This window comes from Atribacterota bacterium, from assembly GCA_039638595.1.
Classification (GTDB): Bacteria; Atribacterota; Atribacteria; order Atribacterales; family Caldatribacteriaceae; genus Profundicultor; species Profundicultor thermophilus.
In genome coordinates this window covers 1-22,842 of record JBDIWM010000008.1, presented here as the reverse complement: position 1 = coordinate 22,842, position 22,842 = coordinate 1, and the positions used below count along the sequence as shown (strand labels likewise).

Annotated in this window: 21 protein-coding genes, 2 tRNA genes and 1 riboswitch; of the genes, 2 read left to right on the top strand and 21 right to left on the bottom strand. The window is 50.2% G+C overall.

The genetic code is table 11. The features are described from left to right. Nucleotides 1–174: 174 nt before the first annotated feature. The 19 genes from ABDK92_03435 to ABDK92_03345 all read right to left on the bottom strand — a co-directional run bounded on the left by ABDK92_03435 (nt 175) and on the right by ABDK92_03345 (nt 18,660). Nucleotides 175–269 (bottom strand) — tRNA-Ser (locus tag ABDK92_03435). Beyond that, entirely contained in the window at nt 222–716 is a 495-nt protein-coding gene (tadA, locus tag ABDK92_03430; GenBank protein MEN3185674.1) for a tRNA adenosine(34) deaminase TadA, read from the bottom strand. Before tadA ends, ABDK92_03435 begins: the two co-directional genes overlap by 48 nt. 49 nt (nt 717–765) lie before the next feature. After that, nucleotides 766–2,796: a [FeFe] hydrogenase, group A gene (locus ABDK92_03425; GenBank protein MEN3185673.1), complete on the bottom strand. Its 2,031-nt coding sequence runs from the start codon at nt 2,794–2,796 to the stop codon at nt 766–768. Next, complete coding sequence (nuoF, locus tag ABDK92_03420; GenBank protein MEN3185672.1) at nt 2,789–4,684, bottom strand: NADH-quinone oxidoreductase subunit NuoF; 1,896 nt, start codon at nt 4,682–4,684, stop codon at nt 2,789–2,791. Before nuoF ends, ABDK92_03425 begins: the two co-directional genes overlap by 8 nt. Beyond that, nucleotides 4,674–5,189, bottom strand: a complete 516-nt coding sequence (gene nuoE / locus ABDK92_03415; GenBank protein ID MEN3185671.1) for an NADH-quinone oxidoreductase subunit NuoE — start codon at nt 5,187–5,189, stop codon at nt 4,674–4,676. The genes nuoF and nuoE overlap by 11 nt, the downstream gene beginning before the upstream one ends. A 15-nt stretch (nt 5,190–5,204) precedes the next feature. After that, complete coding sequence (locus ABDK92_03410; GenBank protein ID MEN3185670.1) at nt 5,205–6,359, bottom strand: SpoIIE family protein phosphatase; 1,155 nt, start codon at nt 6,357–6,359, stop codon at nt 5,205–5,207. Further along, nucleotides 6,352–8,070 (bottom strand): [Fe-Fe] hydrogenase large subunit C-terminal domain-containing protein, encoded by a 1,719-nt coding sequence (locus tag ABDK92_03405; protein ID MEN3185669.1) that lies wholly within the window; start codon nt 8,068–8,070, stop codon nt 6,352–6,354. Before ABDK92_03405 ends, ABDK92_03410 begins: the two co-directional genes overlap by 8 nt. Continuing rightward, the gene (locus ABDK92_03400) at nt 8,057–8,329 is read right to left on the bottom strand and encodes an NAD(P)H-dependent oxidoreductase subunit E (GenBank protein MEN3185668.1); all 273 of its coding nucleotides are present in this window, start codon (nt 8,327–8,329) and stop codon (nt 8,057–8,059) included. The genes ABDK92_03405 and ABDK92_03400 overlap by 14 nt, the downstream gene beginning before the upstream one ends. A gap of 82 nt (nt 8,330–8,411) precedes the next feature. Continuing rightward, nucleotides 8,412–9,047, bottom strand: a complete 636-nt coding sequence (locus ABDK92_03395; GenBank protein ID MEN3185667.1) for an MBL fold metallo-hydrolase — start codon at nt 9,045–9,047, stop codon at nt 8,412–8,414. Beyond that, entirely contained in the window at nt 9,038–10,366 is a 1,329-nt protein-coding gene (locus ABDK92_03390; protein ID MEN3185666.1) for a B12-binding domain-containing radical SAM protein, read from the bottom strand. The genes ABDK92_03395 and ABDK92_03390 overlap by 10 nt, the downstream gene beginning before the upstream one ends. 19 nt (nt 10,367–10,385) lie before the next feature. Beyond that, nucleotides 10,386–12,323: an FAD-dependent oxidoreductase gene (locus ABDK92_03385; protein ID MEN3185665.1), complete on the bottom strand. Its 1,938-nt coding sequence runs from the start codon at nt 12,321–12,323 to the stop codon at nt 10,386–10,388. A 12-nt stretch (nt 12,324–12,335) separates the two neighbouring features. Beyond that, a complete protein-coding gene (locus ABDK92_03380) occupies nt 12,336–13,271 on the bottom strand; it encodes a class II fructose-bisphosphate aldolase (GenBank protein ID MEN3185664.1) in 936 nt (311 codons plus the stop codon). Between the two features lie 155 nt (nt 13,272–13,426). Further along, nucleotides 13,427–13,501: transfer RNA gene (locus tag ABDK92_03375), tRNA-Val, on the bottom strand. 107 nt (nt 13,502–13,608) lie between these two features. Further along, on the bottom strand, nt 13,609–13,932 hold the full coding sequence (locus ABDK92_03370; GenBank protein ID MEN3185663.1) for an L-rhamnose mutarotase: 324 nt from the start codon (nt 13,930–13,932) through the stop codon (nt 13,609–13,611). 20 nt (nt 13,933–13,952) lie between these two features. Continuing rightward, nucleotides 13,953–14,171: a hypothetical protein gene (locus tag ABDK92_03365; protein MEN3185662.1), complete on the bottom strand. Its 219-nt coding sequence runs from the start codon at nt 14,169–14,171 to the stop codon at nt 13,953–13,955. Nucleotides 14,172–14,235: 64 nt separating this feature from the next. Beyond that, a complete protein-coding gene (locus ABDK92_03360; GenBank protein ID MEN3185661.1) occupies nt 14,236–15,105 on the bottom strand; it encodes a sugar phosphate isomerase/epimerase in 870 nt (289 codons plus the stop codon). A gap of 12 nt (nt 15,106–15,117) precedes the next feature. Continuing rightward, the gene (locus tag ABDK92_03355) at nt 15,118–16,080 is read right to left on the bottom strand and encodes an ABC transporter permease (GenBank protein ID MEN3185660.1); all 963 of its coding nucleotides are present in this window, start codon (nt 16,078–16,080) and stop codon (nt 15,118–15,120) included. A 23-nt stretch (nt 16,081–16,103) separates the two neighbouring features. Then, nucleotides 16,104–17,597 (bottom strand): sugar ABC transporter ATP-binding protein, encoded by a 1,494-nt coding sequence (locus ABDK92_03350; protein ID MEN3185659.1) that lies wholly within the window; start codon nt 17,595–17,597, stop codon nt 16,104–16,106. Between the two features lie 55 nt (nt 17,598–17,652). Next, a complete protein-coding gene (locus ABDK92_03345; protein MEN3185658.1) occupies nt 17,653–18,660 on the bottom strand; it encodes a sugar ABC transporter substrate-binding protein in 1,008 nt (335 codons plus the stop codon). Between the two features lie 229 nt (nt 18,661–18,889). Here ABDK92_03345 and ABDK92_03340 point away from each other — a divergent pair, with 229 nt between their 5' ends. Then, on the top strand, nt 18,890–19,720 hold the full coding sequence (locus ABDK92_03340) for an AraC family transcriptional regulator (protein MEN3185657.1): 831 nt from the start codon (nt 18,890–18,892) through the stop codon (nt 19,718–19,720). Between the two features lie 161 nt (nt 19,721–19,881). After that, nucleotides 19,882–19,965, top strand: a riboswitch (cyclic di-GMP riboswitch). A gap of 57 nt (nt 19,966–20,022) precedes the next feature. Further along, complete coding sequence (locus ABDK92_03335; GenBank protein ID MEN3185656.1) at nt 20,023–21,093, top strand: carboxypeptidase regulatory-like domain-containing protein; 1,071 nt, start codon at nt 20,023–20,025, stop codon at nt 21,091–21,093. 548 nt (nt 21,094–21,641) lie between these two features. Here ABDK92_03335 and ABDK92_03330 read toward each other — a convergent pair. Both ABDK92_03330 and ABDK92_03325 read right to left on the bottom strand, forming a co-directional pair. Further along, the gene (locus ABDK92_03330; protein ID MEN3185655.1) at nt 21,642–21,998 is read right to left on the bottom strand and encodes a DUF86 domain-containing protein; all 357 of its coding nucleotides are present in this window, start codon (nt 21,996–21,998) and stop codon (nt 21,642–21,644) included. Then, nucleotides 21,995–22,288 (bottom strand): nucleotidyltransferase family protein, encoded by a 294-nt coding sequence (locus ABDK92_03325; protein ID MEN3185654.1) that lies wholly within the window; start codon nt 22,286–22,288, stop codon nt 21,995–21,997. The genes ABDK92_03330 and ABDK92_03325 overlap by 4 nt, the downstream gene beginning before the upstream one ends. Nucleotides 22,289–22,842: the final 554 nt, after the last annotated feature.

Below are 22,842 nucleotides of genomic sequence, written 5' to 3'. Positions count from 1 at the left end.
CACCCAGAGTACCCATCAACACCGGGAAGTCTATTTACTCGGCTGGTGGCAAACACCCCCAGGTCTGAAAACAGGTCTTTCCCGCCTCGGGGATATCTTCAAATACCCATTCAGCTATTTGCTCAACTCAGACTTCCGGGTAAACGTATACATGGAGGGCACAACTGAAATAGCTGGCGGAGAGGGTGGGATTCGAACCCACGAGGCAAGCTCTCACTTGCCTACTCGATTTCGAGTCGAGCGCCTTCGTCCAGCTCGGCCACCTCTCCACGTTTTATTTTAAAATATTCTCTCAGAATTTGGCTACACCTTTCCTGCAAAATTCCACCCCGTACTTCAACTCTGTGATTCCAGGGCAGGTCAAAAACCCGTAACACGCTCTCAATCACACCACTTTTAGGGTCACAGGCTCCAAAGACGAGTCTCCGTATCCTGGCCTGGATAATGGCCCCAGCACACATGAGACAGGGTTCCAGAGTCACATAGAGGGTACACGCACTCAACCGCCAGCTTTTGAGTCGCTGTGAAGCTTGCTCAATCACCTTAATTTCAGCGTGCAGTAAAGGATTCTGGGTCCTTTCCCGGTGATTATGAGCCCGCGCAATCACCTCTCCCTCGAAGACCACACAAGCACCTACCGGAACTTCGTCTTCGAAAAAGGCTTTTTGCGCCTCATCCAGGGCAACTTCCATAAAGTATTCGTCACACTGACCCATGGTTTATCTACCAGGGGGAAGAGGAAATCTTTCCTCTTCCCTCAGCGATTTATTCTTTGACCTTATTGAGAACCTCTTGCTCAAAAATCCGCTCCAGGTTTTCCTCGTTCACCCCGGAAATGATTTCATCGTTGACCCGGATATTTGGTCCCTGTGAACACCGCTCCAGGCAGAAGGTGGCGCCAACACTGACTTTATCTTCCAGCTTGTACTCCTTAATGAGTCTGAGGAGACCCTGAAGGAGATTATAGGAACCTTTGAGGTAGCAACTGGTCCCCACACAAACCGCCACATCCACCTTTTTTGCACTTTTAGCTTCCTGAATGCGGATGACTTCGTCACTGATGCGTCGCCGAGAACGGTAACGCGTGTGAAGATATTCCTCAGCGGTTTCACTCCCGGGATGTTTCAACCACTGTTCGTACAGAAACTTGATGGCCGGGTTATCCTGGGCTTTACGCACCGGACTCAGGCGGTCGGCGTTATAGAGACCCTCAGCCCTTTTTCGAAGCACCGCAAGGTAATCGGGGTACCCTAAGGGCATTCCCCCGCCACCGATACAGCCACCGGGACAGTTCATGACTTCGATGAAATCATAGTACCGTTTCCCTTCCTGGACTTCCCGGATGAGTTGCTGCGCCCGGGCCAGACCATGAACAATGGCCACCCGCACCATGCGGCCGTCAAAGTCGACTTCAGCTTCGCGGACGCTTTCTAAACCGCGAACCCCCTTGAATTCCACCTCTTTGAGTTCTTTCCCGGTAAGGCGTTCATACGCATATCGCAGAACCGCTTCGGTAACCCCTCCGGTAACCCCAAAAAGGACTCCTGCTCCGCTTCCAGCACTCAAAGGAACATCAAAGGGGACCGGGTCCAGCTCTTTAAAGTCGATATTTGCCGATTTAATCATCCGGATGGTTTCCTGGGCAGAGAGAACGATATCTACATCGGGAATTTCCCCATGAACGTATTCTGAACGCCGGGCTTCGAATTTCTTGGCTACACAGGGCATGATGGAAACCGAAACAATCCGCTCCCTGGGAACATTTTCCAAACGGGTGATAAAGTTTTTAATCACCGAACCGAACATCTGCTGTGGTGAACGAGCCGAAGAGAGGTGTTCTAAATAGAATGGGTAATTACGCTCGGCATAGACCACCCAGGATGGACAGCAAGAGGTAAACTGGGGCAATCGCTCCCCCTTTTGCAAACGTTTAAAAAACTCCTCAGCTTCTTCAAGGACGGTGAGGTCAGCACTGAAGGAAGTGTCATATACCCGGTCAAAGCCGATTTTCTTGAGTGCAGCCACAATCTTCCCGGTGGTGATTTCTCCCGGCGGAAGCCCAAAAGCTTCACCAATCGCTACACGCACCGCGGGTGCAATCTGAGCCACCACAAATTTTTCCCCGTCTAAAACCGCTTCCCAGGCTTTATCCACTTCGGATTTAACCACCAGCGCCGCAGTTGGGCAACGGATGGCACACTGGCCGCAGTACACACACTCCACTTCGCTGAGCTTCTTTCCGAAAGCCGGTTCGACCTGGGCTTTTGAACCACGGAGGGTAAAATCATAGATTCCAATTCCTTCTATTTCCCGGCAGGCTCGCACACAGTCCCCGCAGAGGATACACCGGTTGGGATCACGCACTAAAGCAAAAGTGGAAGCATCTTTGGGAAGTTTCTCTTTTCGCTCGCCGAAACGCACCTCTTTGATTCCCATCCGGGCCGACATTTCCTGGAGGCGGCAGTTGAGATTGCGTTCACACACCGTGCAGTCCCGGTCGTGATTGGCCAGATACAGTTCCAGAATCGTCTTGCGCGCTTCCAGGACTCTGGCAGTAGCGGTATGGATAATCATACCCGGCTCAGGTGGGGTGGAACAGGAGGGCATGAGACCCCTCCCTTCCACTTCCACCAGACACATTCGGCAGGCTCCATAAACACTTAAGTCTGAATGGTAACAGAAGGTGGGAATGTCAATATTGGCTTTCTTGGCTACTTCCAGAATATTCTTTTCACCATTCAGGGCGATTTCCTGCCCGTCGATAACCACCACTTTCTTTTCTACGCCATTACTCATGGTTCTTCCTCCTCCAGCTAATCACAATGGCATCAAAAGGACAGGCCTCAAAGCAGGATCCGCATTTGATGCACTGGCTCTGGTCGATGACATAGGGTACTTTGGGACGTCCCGAAATGCAGGATACTGGACACACCCGGGCACACTTCCCGCAGGAACGACACTTCTCAGGGTCGATGAAGTACTCTTTCATGGCCTGGCACACATGGGCTGGGCACACCCGATGTAACACATGGTCCACATACTCATCCCGGAAATAGCGTAAGGTGGTTAAAACTGGATTCGGTGCGGTTTTTCCCAACCCACAGAGAGAAGCATCTTTCACCACTGCCGCAGTCTTTTCCAGGAGTTCCACGTCTTCCATGGAAGCTTTTCCATCCACGACCCTTTGCAGGAGGTTGAGCATGTGTTTGGTGCCTTCCCGGCAGGGTACACATTTCCCGCAGGATTCATTCTGGGTGAAATTCATGAAAAAGCGGGCTACTTCCACAATACAGGTATCTTCGTCAAGGACAATGAGCCCCCCCGAACCCATGATGGCTCCCGCTCCACACAGTGAGTCGTAATCAATGGGAAGATCCAGGTGTGTTTCGGTGAGACACCCTCCTGAAGGGCCACCGACCTGAACGGCCTTGAAAGCCCGGTCGTTCTGAATGCCACCACCGATGTCAAAGACCAGTTCCCTGATGGTAATCCCCATGGGCACTTCCACAAGACCAGTATTTTTGATTTTCCCCGCCAGAGCAAAGGTTTTGGTCCCGGGACTGGTCAGGGTTCCAAAAGACCGGAACCACTCAGCACCGTGAAGGATAATGGCCGGCACATTGGCCAGGGTTTCAACGTTATTAATCACCGTGGGTTTTCCCCACAGACCTTTATTGGCTGGATATGGCGGACGGGGATTGGGCATCCCACGTTTCCCCTCAATGGAAGCAATGAGCGCCGTTTCTTCGCCACAGACAAAGGCTCCAGCCCCTTCTCGAATGACGATGTCAAAAGAGAACGAAGTCCCCAGAATATTCTGTCCCAAAAGACCAGCGGCTCGCGCGTCTTCGATGGCCTTCTTAAGGCGTCGCACTGCTAAGGGATACTCCGCCCGCACGTAGATGTACCCTTCCTGGGCGCCAATGGCGTATCCAGCAATGGTCATGCCCTCCACCACCGAATGGGGGTCACCTTCCATGACGCTCCGATCCATGAAGGCACCAGGGTCACCCTCGTCACCATTACAGACCATGTATTTCTTATCCGCCTTCACCACCCGGGCAAATTGCCACTTCCGACCGGTGGGAAACCCTCCGCCTCCACGCCCACGCAAACCAGATTTGGTGATTTCACCGATCACCTCATCAGGGCTCATTTCGGTAACCACTTTAGCCAGAGCCAGATACCCATCCCGGCTTAAGTACTCATCCAGACTTTCCGGGTTAATCCTTCCACAATTTCGCAGCACTATCTTCACCTGTTTGCGGTAGAAGGGCACATCTTTCATGAGAGGCCACTTTTCTTTGTGACCATTTTTTTCTTCCTGGTAGACCAGCCGTTCCACAACTATACCCTTTTTCAGAGTTTCTTCAACGATTTCCTCCACGTCCTCAGGCTGCACCCGCAGATACAGAATCCCCTGGGGTTCAATCATCACCAAGGGTCCAGCTTCGCAAAGACCCATGCATCCCGTTTTGACTGGACGATGGAGGTCTTCTTCGATTTTCTCCACCGTCCAGGAAAGCCTCTCGGTTTCTAATCGCTCCACGAAAAGGTCAAAAACCTGCTGGGCTCCTTTAGCTAAACATCCCAATCCACCACAGACGAGAATCCTCTTTTTGGGCATGCTCTTCTTGAGCTCAGCGACTCTCGTTTCTAAGCCCAACCGATCCTTAAACACCATCAGTACCCTCTCCCCCTTTTTCGTATTGCTCCAGAATTTCTTTCACCTTTTCTTCGTCCAGGAGCCCATAGACGTCATCATTCACCATCATAGCTGGAGCCAACGCACAGGCCCCAATGCAGGCCACCGTCTCCACCGTAAAAAGGAGGTCCGGAGTAGTTTCTTCTCCTTCCCTCAGACCCAGATATTCCCGAACGTATTTCAGGACTGCCGACGATCCTTTCACGTGGCAGGCCGTTCCATCACAAACCCGGACGATATTTTTCCCTTTGGGCTTCAGAGAAAACTGGGCGTAAAAGGTCGCTACCCCATACACATACGCTGGTGAAACCCCCAGGGCTGTGGCAATGTAGGTGAGAATTTCTTCCGGAAGGTAGCGGTACTCTTCTTGAACTTCCTGCAGGATACCCACCAGGTTTGAAGGGTTATGGGCATGCTTTTCGAGAATGGCATTGACTTTCTCAAAGCTCCGTCCTAATGTGACCTCCTGACTCACTTCTTCCATCGTTTCACCCCCGACTTAATAATATTCCAGAGTCACCATCTTTCCTCTCTTCTGCAGCTCTTCGCTAATTTCCTCCAGAATCCGGGCTTTAAGGGATAACTCGCCGGAAAGCTTCGGATTCTGATGCGCAGGGTTAATCGCCCTTCCTCCGATAATCACGATTTCATCAGCCTCAAGCAAAAGCCGAAGAAGCCGACTGGCCCCATCTTGACCCCGAACGGTTTCTTCCCCACCCTGAAGGCTGCGCAAACGCTTCAATACCGCTGACAGGGTCAAAATCCCTTCAGTCAGAAGGTCCACACCCTCCAGCATTCCCACCGGTGGCACATCCTGCACTAAAGAACTCAAATCCACCCGGATTTCCTTCTTGAGCACCCGAGCCAGAATATTCCCGGTGGTCCCCCCGCTTACCACCTTTTTTCCTGCGAAGGTCATAACCCGCTCGACGATTGTTTCGTCCTGAGCCGGGTCTTCAGGGGGGCCAGCCCAGAGCAAAAGGCGCCGCGGTAACCTGATTTTAGCCACCACACAGGTGGCGTCATCACCGATACGGTCCTGATAGAGCTTCCTGGTGGTGTCAATGATTTTCTGGGCCAGGGTCTTTGCATCCATGTGCTCGTTGACCGTGCTTTCCAGAAAGGAAGCGATTTTCTCCCACCTCCATCCTAAATTCCAGAGTCCACCGATACCGGCATGCACCACACCATCGGTAATACCGACAATCCAGTCGTTTTTTTGGAGACGCATGGTAAAGTCCAGAACCACTTTTTTCCCCACCTCGTGTTTGTGCCGTTCAAGGTGCATCACCCGGTTATTGCGGACCCAGAAAATAGGTGGATTATCGAATTCTGCCACGTACGCTTCCCCATCTGGAGCCACCTGAACCACTGAAAAGGTACTGTAGGCAATTTTGCGCACCTTACACACCGGAAGAGTCTCCACCAGAGTTTCGATAACCTCTTCCAGGGGCGAATTCTTTCTCAACATGGAAACAATGATGCGGGAGGTTAAAGTGGAAAGGATGTTCGCCTTCACTCCACTTCCCAGTCCATCCGACCAGGAAAAGATGGTGAAGTTTCTGGTACGGTCATAACTCACGCTGTCACCGCACAGTTCTTCACCCCACTTGGGAAGCTGAGCATAGGCAAACTCCACAAAAAGCTCATTCATCAGTGACCTCTTCTCCTCGCAGGATTTTCATGAGCTTACCCAGAAGCACCTTGGTTTCAGCCGTAGTTTCCCCCAGAAGACTAGCGATTTCCTGTGCTACCCGCATCTGGTTATTAATTACCTGCTGGGCCTTTTCCAGAGTCTTTTCTCTCATTCGTTCCATTAGTTCCTCTCGCTCTTTCTCTTTGGTGAGGTCCACAAAAACCCCCATGAGGAGCTGCGGTTTCTCGAGATAGAACACCGAAACCTGGGTAAAGAGGTCATGGTACTGCGGGTAGTGAAATTCTTTTGCCACTGCTTTTTTGGTCCGTAGCACTTCCACAAACGGGGAGGGGTCCAAAAATTCGTCGATTCGCTTTCCAATGACCAGCTTCCCGGTTAGTTCCAACATCTTTCGCAAGGCAGGATTGATATCCACAATACGCAGATTTTCGTCAAGGAGCACAATGCCATTAGGAGTCACCGCAATGAGGAAACTCGAGAACGACTCTGCCTTGGCGCGCATAAAAGGGATGCACATTTCCGCTTCCGCCATTCCATAGTAGACCGCAGCCGCTTTCTCACGGCAGGTATCGTATCCGCAGGCCCCACAGTTCAATTCATCCTGCGGGGAAAACTTTCCGGTCAGAGAGAGAATGCGTCGCATTTCCTCTTCGGGTACCGGAGGATTCATCACCGGTTGAGGCAAAAAATTACGGACGAAAGAAGGAGGGTCAAGGACGGTTTGCGGTGTGGCCAATACCTTTCCATGGTGTCCAGTGGTATAGGCAATCACCCGATTTCGTCGTTCATAGAACGATAAGGAAGAACGCAGAACCGGCCCATCAATGCATCCACCTTCACAAGCCATCATCTCAATTAACCGAAAATGAACTTTCCCCTCTTGTAATTCCCGCAGAAACTGCTTAGCTCGTTCCACCCCGGTGATGACGATGAGGTCACTGGAAAGAAGATCAGTGCTAAGCGAAGCGCTGCGCAACAGCCCCCCTTCTACCGGAAAGGATCTCCCCCACTCCACGGACGAAGAATCAAATTCCTCTTCGGGGAGGACGGACAAATCAAGGTTAGCCTCCTGAAACCATTCCTTCAGTTCCTCAAAGGTGAGCGCCACCTCCACTTCCCCGGCAACTTCCACCTCTTCAATCTCTCCCTTTTTAGCAATGCAGGGACCAATAAAAACCACCCGATTCTCCGGATTCTCCTTACGGAGAAGGCGAGCATGGGCCACCATTGGTGAAACCACCGGAGCCAGATTCTCAATCTGCTCGGGAAAGTAACGGCAGATGAGATTATTGATGGCCGGACAGGAACTGGAAATGAGATTTACCCGTCCCTCTTTAAGAATCCGGGCATGTTCCCCAGCCACCCACTCTGCCCCTTCGGCGGTTTCCCGTACACCGGTAAATCCAAGTTTTTTCAGGGCACTCACCACCTGCCCTGGTCGAATATCGGTAAAAGCAGCCACAAAAGAAGGAGCGAGGCTGGCAATCACTCTCTCTCCACTCTGCAGCAATGCTTTCACTTTCTGGGTATCGTTTTCTACCTTTTTAGCTCCCTGGGGACAAACCAAAACACACCGTCCGTCCTGGATACAGCGCTCATCCACCACCTCGGCGTGGCCAAAACTGATGCGAATGGCTTTCACCGGGCAGTGCCGTACACATTTATAACAATCCCGGCAGCTGGTGCGAACTGTGCTAATGATTCCCACGGTTTTCCTCCGCAAATCGCCGCAGCACTTTTTCCGTAAAAACCTTTTCAAAGTTCTCCGCTGAAACCCCGTGCAGAGTTTCTCCTTCGATTACCACGGTAACCCCATTTTCAGTACACTGCCCCAGGCAAAAGGTCCCCTTTAACTCCACTTTGTCCTTGAGGCCCAGGCGCTCGATCATCTCTTCACAAATTCTGATGATGTCGTACGCTCCTTTCAAATGACAGGAGCTACCCACGCATACCGAAATCGTGACCATTTTCACACTCCCAGCCAAAATTAAAAAGAAAGAGGGGAAATCCCTCCCCCCTTCTGGTCAAGCTGACTATTATAGCACACCCTCAGATTTCTAACACCCATATTTCAGTGGTGGCAGGAAGTTTTTCTTTTTCTATTTCAAAACTTGAACCCTTAATACGTTTCACCACCTCAAAACCCTGTAAAAATGAGTCCACACTCCCAAGCTCAAACTGAAGGTACCGCGTCTTATAATGCATGGGTACCACAATCCGGGGGTTCAAGGTTCTCACCAGTTCTTTCGCTTTTACCGCATCAATGGTATAGACCCCACCTACCGGCACCAGAAGAATATCCACCGGTTTCCAGGCTTCAAGGGCTTTCGGCTCGGGAAGTGCTCCCAAATCCCCACAGTGGATGATCACCATTCCATCCACCTCCACACGGAACACACAATTTCTCCCTCGCTTTTTCCCTTTTTCCTCATCATGGTAGGTGGGAAAGGCTGTGATTTTAACCCCTTTTCTCTCATAACTACCCGGTTCCCGGAACACTTCCTCGTATCCCCGAACCAGGCTCATGTTGTTGTGGTCAAAATGGTCATGACTGACAAATACCACGTCGGCGGTCACTTCCTGCAGGGGGTACCCTACCGTTTCCCCAAAAGGGTCAAACGCCATTCGCATGCCCGAAAGACTCACCAAAAGAAAAAAGGAGTGTCCCAACCAGGTTATCTGCAAACCATTTCACCTCCCCTTTGTTGTAACACCTCATACAGAGGTGCATTCCCCATAGCATAGAGATAGGCAATTTTATTATGCCAGAGTGGCTCTTTCCGGATAAACTCAGGAAGCGTCTGGTAGAGGGCCGTTCTCGGTGTTGGGGCGTATAAGGCGAGCCGCGGGATAAGCCCCATTTTCCGCACATACTCAACTGAAGCTCGGATTTCCTCCTCGCTGCTTCCCGGGCGTCCGAAAAGCAGGTACACCTCGAGTTCTTTCTCGGTGAAGCCCGCCTCCCGCAAATATGTCACTGCCCGTTCAAAATCTTCCCGATTCACTTTGCCTCCGGTTTCCTTTTGAGAGGATTCAAATACGGTCTCTAAACTCAGACGGATGGTTCGAAATCCTGCTTCGCACATAAGCAGGGCCAGTTCCTTCGTCACGTATCGGGCATGAATTCCATTCGGAAGATGAAAAAAAATTGGCAGGCACTTCTGACAAACCTCCCGCAGTAAAGGGAGGAATGTCCCTTCCGCTTGAAAAAGCAGCGCATCGTCATAGAAGGCAAAATGCTGGACTCCAAAGGTTTCAAATCCAAAGCAGATTTCTCCCCACACCTCCTCCCAGGACCGGTGAAAAAAAGAGGGATAGAGGGTTTTTGACGCACAATAGGAACAGTGAAATGGACACCCGACCGAGGTGAGGACCACCTGGTACGCAAGTTGAGGATAGAGGGAAAAATCCGGATGGACGGCGAAAAAATCACCGTACCCTCCTACCCCAAAGTCCTCACCCAGAAGGTCACCAATTTGCCGAAGAACCTGAAGAGGATCTACGGTCGTCACCACCCGGTCAAAACCCCACCCCCGGGCATGTTCCGGACAGAGGGTAGGGTATACCCCTCCCAACCATACTGGCGTAGAGGGAAACACGGTTTTGACCAGTTCTCCCATAAGAACTGCCCCCGGATACCAGTAGGTCATCCCGCAAGTTAGAAGGACAAGGTCTGGTGGTTCCATAAAAGCTAGTTTTTCCCGTACATATTGAAGTGGCAACCCAAAGCGGCTAAAAAATCGGGGAATACCCTCAAAAAAGGGTGGTTTGACTACGACTTCTTTAGCGTACCCTCCGCATCCTGATTCCCGCAGCCGCCTTGACCCGGACCTGGATTCGGTCATCCCCGGGTCAAGGCGGTCCATACAATCAAGCAGGGTTACCTGCCACCCCCGACGTTTCAGGTGGGCTCCAAGATACAGTAACCCCAGGGGTTTTGCCCACAGGTCAAAGGCGGTAAAATCGTACACCCAGGGATTGACCAGAAGCACCCTTCCCTTCAAACACCATCCCTCCAGCTCGCTATACCTGCACCGCTACTGTCATCGCTTCCAGAACAGCCTGATAAATCTTCCTTGGCGAACGTGCATCTCCAATCAGGAATAAATCCTCCACTTTTCCTGCCAGGGCATGGTAGAGTTCGTTTTTGGGTCGCGTCCCTAAAGCAAAAACGATGTAATCTCCAGCAAGTTCTGAGGTGGACGAAGCGGCATCACAGAGATAAATTACCTTTCCCGCCTGGACGTCCATACACCTGGTCTGGGTCATGATGGTGATATTTTCCCGATTGAGTTCTTTGAGAAGCTCAATCCGGGTAATGATTTCTGCATCGTAGGCTACCTGAGGTAACATTTCCACTAACGTTACCCAGTTATCGCGCTCTGCCAGGAAGAGACTCGCCTCACATCCCACCACCCCACCACCAACCACCACCACTTTTTTCTCCCGAATGTCCACTTTCCCCGAGAGTACCTCCCAGGCCGTCGCCGTCACCGAGGGGTCAAGAGAAAACGGTGGCATTACCGGTTCTCCACCAGTTGCCACCACCACTGCATCGGGGCCATAGGAGAGTACTGTTTCTACCGACGCTTCTTTCTCCATCTCCACCTGCACCCCATGGCGATGGAGCATTCCCACCAAGTAATCTCTGAACCAGAGGATTTTTTCCTTATGGGGTGCTTTTGAAGCTAAAAGCAATTGTCCACCGAGTTCTTGTTCCTTTTCTAAAAGATACACCTCGTGTCCCCTCTGGGCACACAAAAGCGCTGCCTCCATCCCTGCCGGTCCCCCACCAACCACCACCACTTTTTTTCGCCTTTCCGCTTTCTCCTTCTCGCAGAACACAAATTCTCTTCCTGCCCAGGGATTCACCGCACAGTGGACTTTTCCGTTGGCAAAGAGTTCCCCAATACATCCCACGTTACAGCTAATGCAGTGATTGATTTCCTCCTCTCGACCCTCTTTCACCTTTTTCACCCAGTCCGGGTCAGCAATGAGACCCCGGCCGATAGCCACAAAATCAGCTTTCCCCTCAGCAAGAATTTTCTCTGCCGTTTCCGGATGGCGAATCACCCCTACCGCAATGACCGGGCATGAAACCACTTCTTTTAAACGAGCCGCCAGATATGCCCGCCACCCTTCCTCAAAGTTCATTGGTTCGATAATGGTACTCACCGATTCGTAAATCCCACAGCTGGCACTCAGGTAATCAACTCCCTTTTCTACCAAAATCCGGGCAATTTCCTGCGTCTCCTGCACCTTCAATCCTCCAGGAACAAATTCATCCACCGAAAGACGCACTCCCACGACAAAATCACTGCCCACCAGCGTCCGGGTGCGTTCTAGAATTTCCAGAAGGAAACGCATCCGGTTCTCGAAACTCCCCCCGTACTCATCGGTACGTTTGTTGGTGTAAGGCGAAAGGAATTCATTGATCAGGTACCCATGGGCAGCGTGGAGTTCCACTCCATCAAAACCAGCCATCTTCGCCCGCAGCGCCGCCTGAGCAAATTTTTCCACCAGTTCCTGAATCTCGTCCCTGGTGAGCATCCGGGGAGTGATTTGCAAAAACTTACAGGCTACTTCTGAAGGCGCTACCGGCGGTAATCCATCAGTGGTGGAAGGGGTACACTGTCTTCCCCCATGTTGAATCTGCAAGAACACCTTGGCTCCCTCGGCATGAATGGCTTCCTGCAAGTCCCGCAACCCGCTTAAAAATTTATCCTTATCCACAGCAAGTTGTGCGGTGAGGCTTCTTCCCTGATACATATCCACCTGGGCATTTTCAACGATAATGAGCCCTATCCCACCCCTCGCGCGTCGCCGGTAATAGGCAATCAGTTCCTGGGTTACTTCCCCAAATGCACTCCCCAAATTGGTCGCCATGGGGGGCATCACCACCCGATTGGATAGCTCCAGATTCCCAATCTTTCCCAACGAGAACAAATTCGGATACTTCATTCCTCCACCTCCTCATAGTTTTTCTGCCAGAAGCAGGGCTGAACCTTTTATTTCATAATACTCTTCAATTAACTCCCTCATTTTCTCCTTCAGTGCTTTTTGTCCTTCCTGAATCTTCCCCGATTTCCGCCACCCTTTTTCATATGCCTGACGGATTTCCGTCCCCACGTTAATTTTGGTAATTCCATTTTGAATTGCCTGCAAGACGTACTCCTTTTTGATTCCCGACCCTCCATGCAAAACCAGTGGGATACTCGTCAAATCTCGAATCTTCACCAGGTGCTCAATATTGAGCCGGGCTTCCACCTTCTTCTCATCTTTAGCCACCCCACTGATGGCCCCATGGATATTCCCCACCGCCACCGATAACCAGTCCACCCCGGTTTCAGTCACAAAACGTCGTGCTTCTTCCGGGTCCGTAAACCCCTTTCCACTTTGGAACAGTTCCTCATACGGTGGAAGTGGTCCCGCTTCATGCCCCAGAACTGCTCCTAACTCCGCTTCCACACAAATATCCTTCTCTCTTGACCTCTCCACAACTTCCCTGGTCACGGCAATATTCTCCCCAAGTGGCAACCGTGAACCATCAATCATCACCGAATGGTATCCCAGATTCATGGCTTCCTCAATCAACGCTGACCAGTCCACCCTTTGACCTTCTTCGTCAATCACCGGGACGTGGTCCTGATGTAACCTGGTCAAAACCGGATTTCCAAAGCGGTCATATTCCCGTTTGACCGCCGCAAAACTCTCCGCCCCAAAACGGATGATATCTGGACGGGATACTTCAAGCAAGGCAAAGGTCTGACACTCCTCCAGGGTTTCGACCATGGCTTCCACCATCGGTAAATACGCCACGTTGAAAGCTGGAACCAAAACATGTTCCCGAAAAGCAATCTGCATAATTTTTTGCAGCGAAACATCTCGTAACTTTTCCAGATCCACCATATCGTAGACTCCTTTCCTGATTTTTTCTCCCTTATTGTATCACGTTTGCCTCAAAAACCATGATTTGGGGAATGGTCATCTTGACGGGCAAAACCAGGACCAATGAATCAACGGAATCACAAAGTAAAGCGGGCTTCCAAGCGGTTTTTCAATCCTGGTGGGCGAAAGAGGACTTGAACCTCTGGCCCCTTGCTTGTAAGGCAAGTGCTCTCCCTCTGAGCTATTCGCCCACTAAAAAAATTATACCAGGTTTCACCTCAAAGGTGAAGCGATTCCCAAAACTATCCCTAAGCAAAGCAAAAAGAGTTATCACGTTCAGGAAAATACCCTGATTGGCTCAATCCAGGTGGAAGACCTCTTCCATTTCAGCCCACCATTCACCCTCTTTACGCGATGAAAGGGGCTCCTGGCAGGGCTTACAGAGTGACCACCATTCCTGGGTAATGGGGTCGGCCGCCATTTTTTTCATATCTTCCTCGTAGTTATCCCCGGTGTACTCGAAATACCCAAAGAGATACCCATCGTGGTAAAAAATCGAATAGTTCTGGATGTTGCATTCCTTTATGGTTTTCAGCACCCCTTCCCAGGGGTTGGCATGAAGTTGTTTGTACTCCTCGAGCTTTTCCGGCTTGACCCTGATCACCATCCCATAACGTTTCATGATTCCCTCAATCCTCCTTTTTACCACCTTCCCTGAACACAGCGGCAAAAGCCATGGTAGTTGGCACAAATTCCACCCATGAGAGAAAAAAGTCCCCAGAAAAGTGGGCGAGTGAAAACATGGACCAAACGGGGTTGCGATACGGGAAGAAGATACATTCCCCAGCTGATGAGAGCACACCCAAAAACAATACAGCCATGGCCAAAAAGGAGCAGGACAATTCGTTCACGCCATGTCATAGAAAATCCCCTTTCTCGTTCAATTTCCCTTATTTTACCAGATGATTTGAAAAGAACGTAGCTTCTATCGCTCTTCTGGAATATGGAGTTCAGCAAGGGTTTGACGAAGCCACCGCAGGGACCTTTCGATGAGTGGTCCACCCTGCCCTTCGCATTCGATACTGAGGAAACCACGATACCCGGCATCCCGCAGGATGGTAAGAATGGTGCGGATATTTTCGGCATTGACTCCCTCTCCTATAGCAGCATGACTAATGCCAATGCCAGTATCTTTCCCGCGCAAAGCCTGCGCCAAACTTTCGGAAACATCCTTGACATGGACATGCTTGATGCGGGATAAAAAGCGCTGACAAAATTGAACTGGGTCCTGCCCAGCGATGAAACTGTTACCAGTGTCGAAATTGAGACCAAAATAGGGACTCTGGGCAAAATCGAGCATTGTTTCTAAAAGCTCAGGGTTGGTAGTAAAGTAGCCATGGACTTCGATATTGATGGTGATTTGATAACGTTCAGCCGCTTCAATGATACTTCCATAAGCCCGCTTCATCAGATCTAATGCTTCAGTTTCACTCATTCCTTCCGGTTTTTTAAGGCCATCGGTGGTAGCAATATTAGGGCAGTCAACGAGTTTCGCCCAGGAAAGGGATTTGAGGACGTACGGTACACCATAATAGAGTCCCTCATTTCCGGAAAGAGGATACGCCGCATCCAGCTGGGAAAACCGGACACCGTATCGCGCCATCATTTCCCGCACCCACAGCGGGTCTTCCGTAAGGGAAATATGGGGAAAATACCCCAAACCATGAATCCAGGAAACGCCATCGATGAGTCCGGCTTCGATATAATGGACACCGTTTTTCTGTGCCCACTGGAGCGCCTTTTCAAAGCTAAAAACTGCCGAATTGAAAGCATCGGTATGGAAACTGATTTTCATGGTAATCCCTCCCTATTTTTTACCCTGATACGCACTGAACACGCTCACCGCCAGCGAAGCAATGATGAGCAAACCAAAGGTGACTTCCTGAAAATAGGGATTCACTCGAAGCATGTTGAGGGTGTTAGAAATAATCCCCATAAGGAAAACACCGAAGAGGGTGCCAATAATGCGACCTTTACCACCAGAAAGGGGTGTTCCACCAATGACCACTGCCCCAATAGCCCGCAGTTCAATACCGCTTCCTGTGGATGGTTGGGCTGCTCCAATGCGGGATAGAAGGACCATGGTGGCAATCCCCACAAAAAGACCGTTGAGGAAAAAAGCGGTGAGTTTGGTCTGGGAAACCGAAATACCCGAAAGGAAAGCCGCTGCAGGATTACTCCCCACTGAGTAAATACGTCGTCCGAGTTTAGTATCAGTCAAAAGAAAATGAACCACCAAATATGCCCCGATACTAATGAGAAAACTCAAAGGAAGCACCTGCAAAATTCTGGTCATGCCGATGGTTTCAAATTGACCGTAAATGGTCTGAAAACTCCCCTTGGTGATAGCCAGGGCTATTCCCTGGAAGACGCTAATAAAAGCCAATGAGGTAATAAAAGAAGGAGCCCGAAAACTTCGAGACGTGACTCCCACCAGAAGGCTATTTCCAATCGCCAAAAGCACCCCCACCAGGGTGGGCAAAACTGTAGTGTTACTTCCCTTCATCAGCATGGCCATCACACAGGAAGAAAGGCCGATGTTGGCTCCCACAGAGATATCAATTTCTCCAGAAATGATGAGCATGGTCATACCGGAAGAAACAATCCCCAAAACCGCCACCTGTTCTAAGATATTCATGAAGTTACTAGTAGTGAAAAATCGTGGATTGACAATTCCGGTCACCACCGCCAGACCGATTTCGACCACCAGAAGGAAAAACCACTGATTACGAAGAAGGGCACTACGCTCCCGTACGCGATTGTTCACCATCAATCCTCACACTCCGTATCCATCTATACTCCGATGAAAGCCCGAATGAGGTCTTCTTCGGTCACATTCCGGCTTTCCACGATGTCCACCATGCGCCCACCACGCATCACTCCAATACGGTCACTCATTGAAAGGAGTTCCGGCATGCTGGAAGAAATCATGATGATGCTTTTCCCTTGTTCAGCCAGTTCCACCATCAATTCGTAAATTCGTTCCTTGGCACCGATATCCACACCCTTGGTGGGTTCGTCAAAGATGTACACCGAATAGGGATCTGGAAGCCAACGGCCGATAACCATTTTCTGTTGATTCCCACCCGAGAGTTCTTCAATAAGCTGTGACTCCGACTGCGTTGCCACAGCCAGCTTCTGAATGATGCCTCTCGTGAGCGCTACCTCTTCCCGGTGCCGTACCACCATCCCCCGAAAGAGGTCATTGTGCACCAGGGATGCATTTTCCACCAGGTTCCTTCCCAAAAGCATGGCCAGCTTCCGACGTTCCTCAGGGATGAGGGCAATGCCGTGATGAATTGCCTCTTTCGGCGAACGGATGAGACATTTTTTACCCCGTAACCTCACCTCGCCACGCTCAAGGGGTATCGACCCAAAAATGAGGTTCACGAGCTCACTGCGTCCCGAACCAACCAGACCTCCAATGCCAAAGATTTCGCCCTCCCGGACACCGAAACTGACGTTCTCTACCAGCCCTCTTCTGGTAAGGTCCCGGACTTCAAATTGCACTTCGCCCAGCGGAACCTTTCGACGATGAAAGAAAGCCGAAGCGTCCCGCCCCACCATTTTGCGGACCACTTCTTCAAGGGTTACTTCCTCTATACGGTAGGTTCCCATACTTGACCCATCTTTGAGGATGGTCACCCGATCCCCGATTTCGAAAATTTCTTCCAGATAGTGGGAGATATAGATGATCCCAATGCCCCGCTCCCGCAGGGTCCGGATAATCCGTATCAGCGCTTCTTTTTCTTCTAACCCCAAGGAACTGGTAGGTTCATCCATGATGATAATGCGCGCTTCGCGATAAAGGGCTTTGGTAATCTGCAGCATCTGTCGCTGGGAAGCCGACAGTTCCTCGACCGGTGCCGATGGTACCAAGGGTAAATGGAGGGTGGCGATGATTTCTCGAGCCTTCTCCAGCTGTACCTTTTTATCCACCACAAAGGAAAGACGCGCCGATTGTTCGTTACCCAGAAAAATGTTGTCCGCTACCGTCAGGGAATCCACTAGTTCTGCATCCTGGTACACCGTGGACACCCCAAGCTCGATGGACTGTCGGGGAGTAAGGAAACGAAAACACTGCCCAGCAATGCAGATTTCTCCCCGGTCTGGGGCGATAGCGCCAGAAAGGATTTTGATCAGGGTCGACTTTCCAGCCCCATTTTCACCCACCAAACAATGCACCTCTCCCCGGCGCAGGTCAAAAGAAACCCCATCCAACGCCTTATGATGACCATAAATTTTGGTCACGTCTTTAAGGGAAACAATGGTATCTTCGTCGCTCATCGCCAAAACCTCACTTCGGAGAGGGTAGAAGTACTTCTACCCTCTCCAGTTTCCTCTAATACAGACCGTCGTACTGCGGGAAATATTCCTTGGTGAGTTCAATCCATACCGGGTCAACGTCCCAGGGAATAACCTTTTTCTTGTCGTCAATGGTTTCTGGCGTAATCGGAGTGTTGGGTAAAAGAATCTGTTGGTTAGTGTCAGTAATCCGTCCCTGAGTATAAGCATGGAGCGCCAGGAAGGAAATGAATCCCTCCCAACCGGGCGAGGTGGAAATCGAGTATTTAATGCTTCCTTCCTTAATGAGCTCAATCCCATACGGAGCCCCATTTGTGCTAATGACCTTGATGGGGTTATTCAGAAGCCCCCTTGCTTTGAGCATCCGGACGACCGCCGCCGCCATTTCTTCGTTAAAAATGAACAGAATCGAGAAATCATATCCTGACTCAATCAGGTCCTGAGCCTGGTCCACAGCCACAGTGGGCGTGTACTTTCCATCGCGGACGGCCACGATCTCATTTTTACCCAATTCAGCTACTTTAGGTTCAAAGGACTGGCGGAAAATTTGCACCGGTACATGCTCAAAAAGACCCATGATGACGGCAATCTTTTCTCCGGGGTAATTCTCAGCAATGTAGTTGGCCACGTTCTCACCCATGGCTTTCCAATCAAAATCGATGCAGGCCACCACATCATGCCCAGACTTCAACACCTGCCCCACGTTATCGGTTACCACCAGCGGAATCCCTGCTCGTTCGCACTCCCGGGCTGCGATGGTTGCCCCATTGGGATTGAAGGAAAAAATACACATCCCATCGACTCCCATATTGATCAGGGTCTGGATGTTGGCGATTTCTTTTTCGGTATCGTAGTCAGAATTCAGCACCACCACATCCACCCCAGCCAAACTCGCCGCATACTGGAATCCTTCCACATCTTTACGGTACCAGGTATCAGGACCAGGTGTCACATACCCATAGGTTAGCTTTTTAGCCCAAAGCGTGACATTCCCCAGCATCAACACCGCCAACACCACCACCAATACCAGAGTGAACCTTTTCATGTCATTTTCCTCCCTTCCAAATAGAATTTCCAACTCAAAAAGCGCTCCTTGAGTCGCCTTAAAAAGTATCATAGTATGCTCTTCCTTTCCGGGCGATAACTTTTCGCTCTTTTAGGTGTCAAAAAAGAACCAGTTCATATGGTATAATTATGGTCAAAAAGAAGGTCGTCAAATCGCTATGGGTGCTTTAGAAAGGTCGTCTTCTTTCTCTACTGAACGCGGAGTTTCCATGTACACTGTCATCCTCGAACCTCCTTATCCCCCAGGGTGGCAAATGCATCCTCATCGTCATACTCAGTGCGAACTGAGTCTGGTCAAATCTGGAGGTTGTACCATCCAAGCCGGGGGTAGAAATTTTCGTTTCCACAAAAATGAAGCGATGTTCATCCCCAGCGGTGTCTTGCACGATTTCTACGCCGAACCTCCTGAAGGGGTCGAGTTTGTCGTGGCTCAGTTTCTCCCCTTCGATCATGACTTTCTGCGTCACCTGGTTAATACCCCACCTATTGGCCGTTTTTCCCTTTCCCAGCTTTCGGTGAGCGTGTTCCTTGAGTTCTGCCACAAACTGCAACGGGAAATCGCCTCCAACCCTCCCTTCGCCGAAATCCAGTGCCGGGCCATCGTGGAAGAAATGATCGTGTTCCTCCTGCGGGGTAAGACTGCCTTCTCTTCATCCCCCCTTTCCCCCGAACAAAAACAGATCATCGAAAGCGCCCTCCGCTTCATGCACGAACACAGCCACAATCTCACCCACGTTAAAGAAGTCGCCAGAATTTACGGTCTTTCACCCCAGTACTTCCGCCGACTTTTCAAACACTACGTCGGCGTCAGCCCCAAACAGTATCTCACCACTCTCAAAATCCAGCGCAGTAAGTGTCTCCTCCTTCACCATGAACACTCAGTGACAGAGGTCGCCATGGGTTTGGGCTTTGGCAGTACCCAGCAGTTTTCCAAAGTCTTCCGTAAAATCACCGGTTTAAGCCCCTCCACCTGGCGCAAATCCTACCTTTTAACCGAAAACGAAAGTACCCCCATCTCCCCGCTCCCCACCCGCGCGTAAATTCCCTTACCCAAACCCTCACCCGGTAAATCAATGATGATTACAGTCAGCTACACCACACTTTTTGGTAAGCCTTACCTTCCAAAATTTCACCCGAGTTCAAAAAAAAATTTTCCACCCCTAAAGTATTTTTCCATTGCGCCGATATATAAAGTAGAAAGGGAATGAAAGGGCAAACTTCCCGAAAGGGAAGGACGCAAAACCACGGACCTACAGCATAAAGCTACGGTGGCCGGGTTACCAAGTCCCATTTTTTATTGACCCTCTCTTCCCTTTCAAATCTCAAAAAGGGGAGAAGGACCATGAAGACCCGCTTTTTCGCAAAGCATCGCCCGTACCTTGGTCTCTTTCTAATTTTCGTGGTATTGATTCTGGCCGGCTGCCAAATCGGAACCGTCCCTTCCGTGGAAAGCAACCAGGAAGCCGCCAGAGTACTCGTCGGTTCCTTATCTGGCACCGTAAAAGATGCCTCCACTGGGAAAAGCTTACCGAACGCCCTGGTCAAAGTGGTCGAAGTCAATCGTTCCGGTATCACTAATTCTCTGGGTCGTTACACCATCACCGGAATCCCCGTGGGACAGGTCACCGTTACCGTGACCCTAACCGGGTACAATGCCCAAACCAAAATCGCCACCATCCGCAAAAGTAAAAATACCACTCTCAATTTTTACCTGGAAAAGGTCACTACACCTACACCTACTCCAGCTCCAATGCCGACTTCCACTCCAATCCCGACGCCAACACCTACACCAACCCCCGCCCCAACACCTACTCCTGTTCCAACTCCCACACCCACACCTACACCCACCCCAGCACCAACGGACCTCACCAGCCTCCTTACCACCTACGGCTATGGTAAAAACACAGTAGTCCGCTGGGCTGATGGAATAGTGGAAGTGTACAACGCCACCACCGACTCAGGCATCGACCTTGCCCCGGTCCTCAGCGAATGGAACGGAATCATTGGAGGCAAAACTGTCTTTCGGGTAAGCAGCAATCCTCAAAGTCCGGTCCAGATCGTTTACGACTCCAGCATTGCCAACTCCGGTGCCTGGGGTTATGCAGTAGTCTACTGGTCAAACTACACCATTTACAAAGCTAAAGTTGGAATCCTCCCTGCCGGCAACTGGTACGGCTACTACCTTGAACCCGAATACCGCCTCTACCTCCACGAAATGGGTCACGTGGTAGGTTTCTCTGGACACACCAGCGAAGGTGGCGTCATGGACCCCACACCCAAAAACAGTATCATCACCCAAACCCCCCGGGCAGTAATCAGTGGACTCTATAGCTTCTCACCAGGATACACCCTCACCAAAGGTGCTCCAGTCTCACCTGAAGGTATGGCCATAGTCTATTTCTGGAAAGAATAAAATGTGGGAGGAGGTTCCCTCCTCCCACACCCTCAACCCACCAAAAGGTTCTTTCTTAGAGTTAATCCAGATTCACATAAACAGCGGTATATCCCTTCCAGCTCGCCTCTGAATTTATTAATCAGGGAGCCTGCCCCCGAACGCTTCTATCAGGGGTCTATTTATACCGTCATTCCTAAACGTCTCTCCCCTACGTCATTCCTGAACCCTTTTATCAGGAATCCCAGTGACTTTTTGTTACTGAGATTCCCGCTAAAAGCATGCAGGAATGACGTTCTTTTTTAATCCGTCACCCCGGCAATCTTTTAGCCGGAATCTCGGTTGCTTTTCCCTTAGTTACTGAGATTCCCGCTAAATACGTGCAGGAATGACGGAGGGGGTGTCATGCAGGAATGACGGAGGGGGTTTTTGCGGGAATGACGGAGGGGGATTCATGCGGGAATGACGGAGGGGGTTTTTGCAGGAATGACGAACAAAAAGGCGTCACCCTCGAAGGTATTAATCAAGGACCATCCCTGTAAACAGCCTGAACCCAATTTCCATTCCCTTTACTTCGTGTCTTCTTTTTCTATTGTTTCTAAAACTTTTTGCAATAATGGTTTTAAAACTGGAATATCGTCTCTCACGACTAACCAGACGCTTTCAAGGTCTACCTGAAAATATCCATGAATGATTTTATCCCTCATTCCAGCCATGTCGCGCCAGGGAATGGAAGGGTACTTTTGCCGTACTTCCTGGGGAATGTTCTTGCTCGCTTCACCGATTACCTCAATACACCGTAACACCGCGTCACTGGTTTTGGAGTCGTTTAAGAAAGCATCTAGGGTAAATCCTGCCAAGTACTTTTCAGCTCTTTCCATATGTTCAAGAATATCGCTCAAAAAGAAGACTATTTTTCTTTTCATAAAAAAACCACGTAGTTAAGGATTTCCTTTTCCAATTCTTTGCGAACATTCTTTTTCGGAACAAGGTCAACCTTTACCCCCAAAAGGTCCTGAAGTTCGTGTTCCAGGGCAACAATACGAAGCAAACTCAAAGGGTTTTCAAAGTCAACCAAAATATCAAGGTCGCTTTCCTCCCCGGCCTTTCCCCGTACATAGGAACCGAAAATACCTATTTCTCGAACACCATACCGTGTCTTTAAATCCTCCCTGTGTTTCATCAACAGGGTTTTTATTTCTTCCAGGGTTTTCATCCCTTTCCCCCCAAGTTGTCCATCTGCACCCTTTTTATTCTACCAAATCGCAGTACTTGCCTTCGCATCTTCCGGGAAGTTTAAACGACTTCCAATTAGGTTTCCACCGAAAAAAGTAACCCCGAAACAACACCTTTAATCAAACTTTTCCAACCTGTCCTGAATATATTTATCGGAAAAACCTGCCCCTGGATACTTTTACCAGGGAGCCTGCCCTCGAAGGTATTAATCAGTGGTCATTCCGGCAATCTTTAAGCCGGAATCTCGGTTGCTTTTCCCTTAGTTACTGAGATTCCTGCTAAATACGTGCAGGAATGACGGAGGGGGTGTCATGCGGGAATGACGGAGGGGGTTTTTGCAGGAATGACGAAAGAAGTTTGTGCAGGCATAACAGAAAGGGTTTTTGCGGGAATGACAGAAGGAGGCTGTGCGGGAATGACGAATAAATAAGCGTCATTCCTGAATGCTTCTATCAGGAATCCCAGTATCCTCTTTTCACTACTGAGATGCCTGATTACTGCATTCAGGCATGACGGAAGAATGGATTCCTGCTA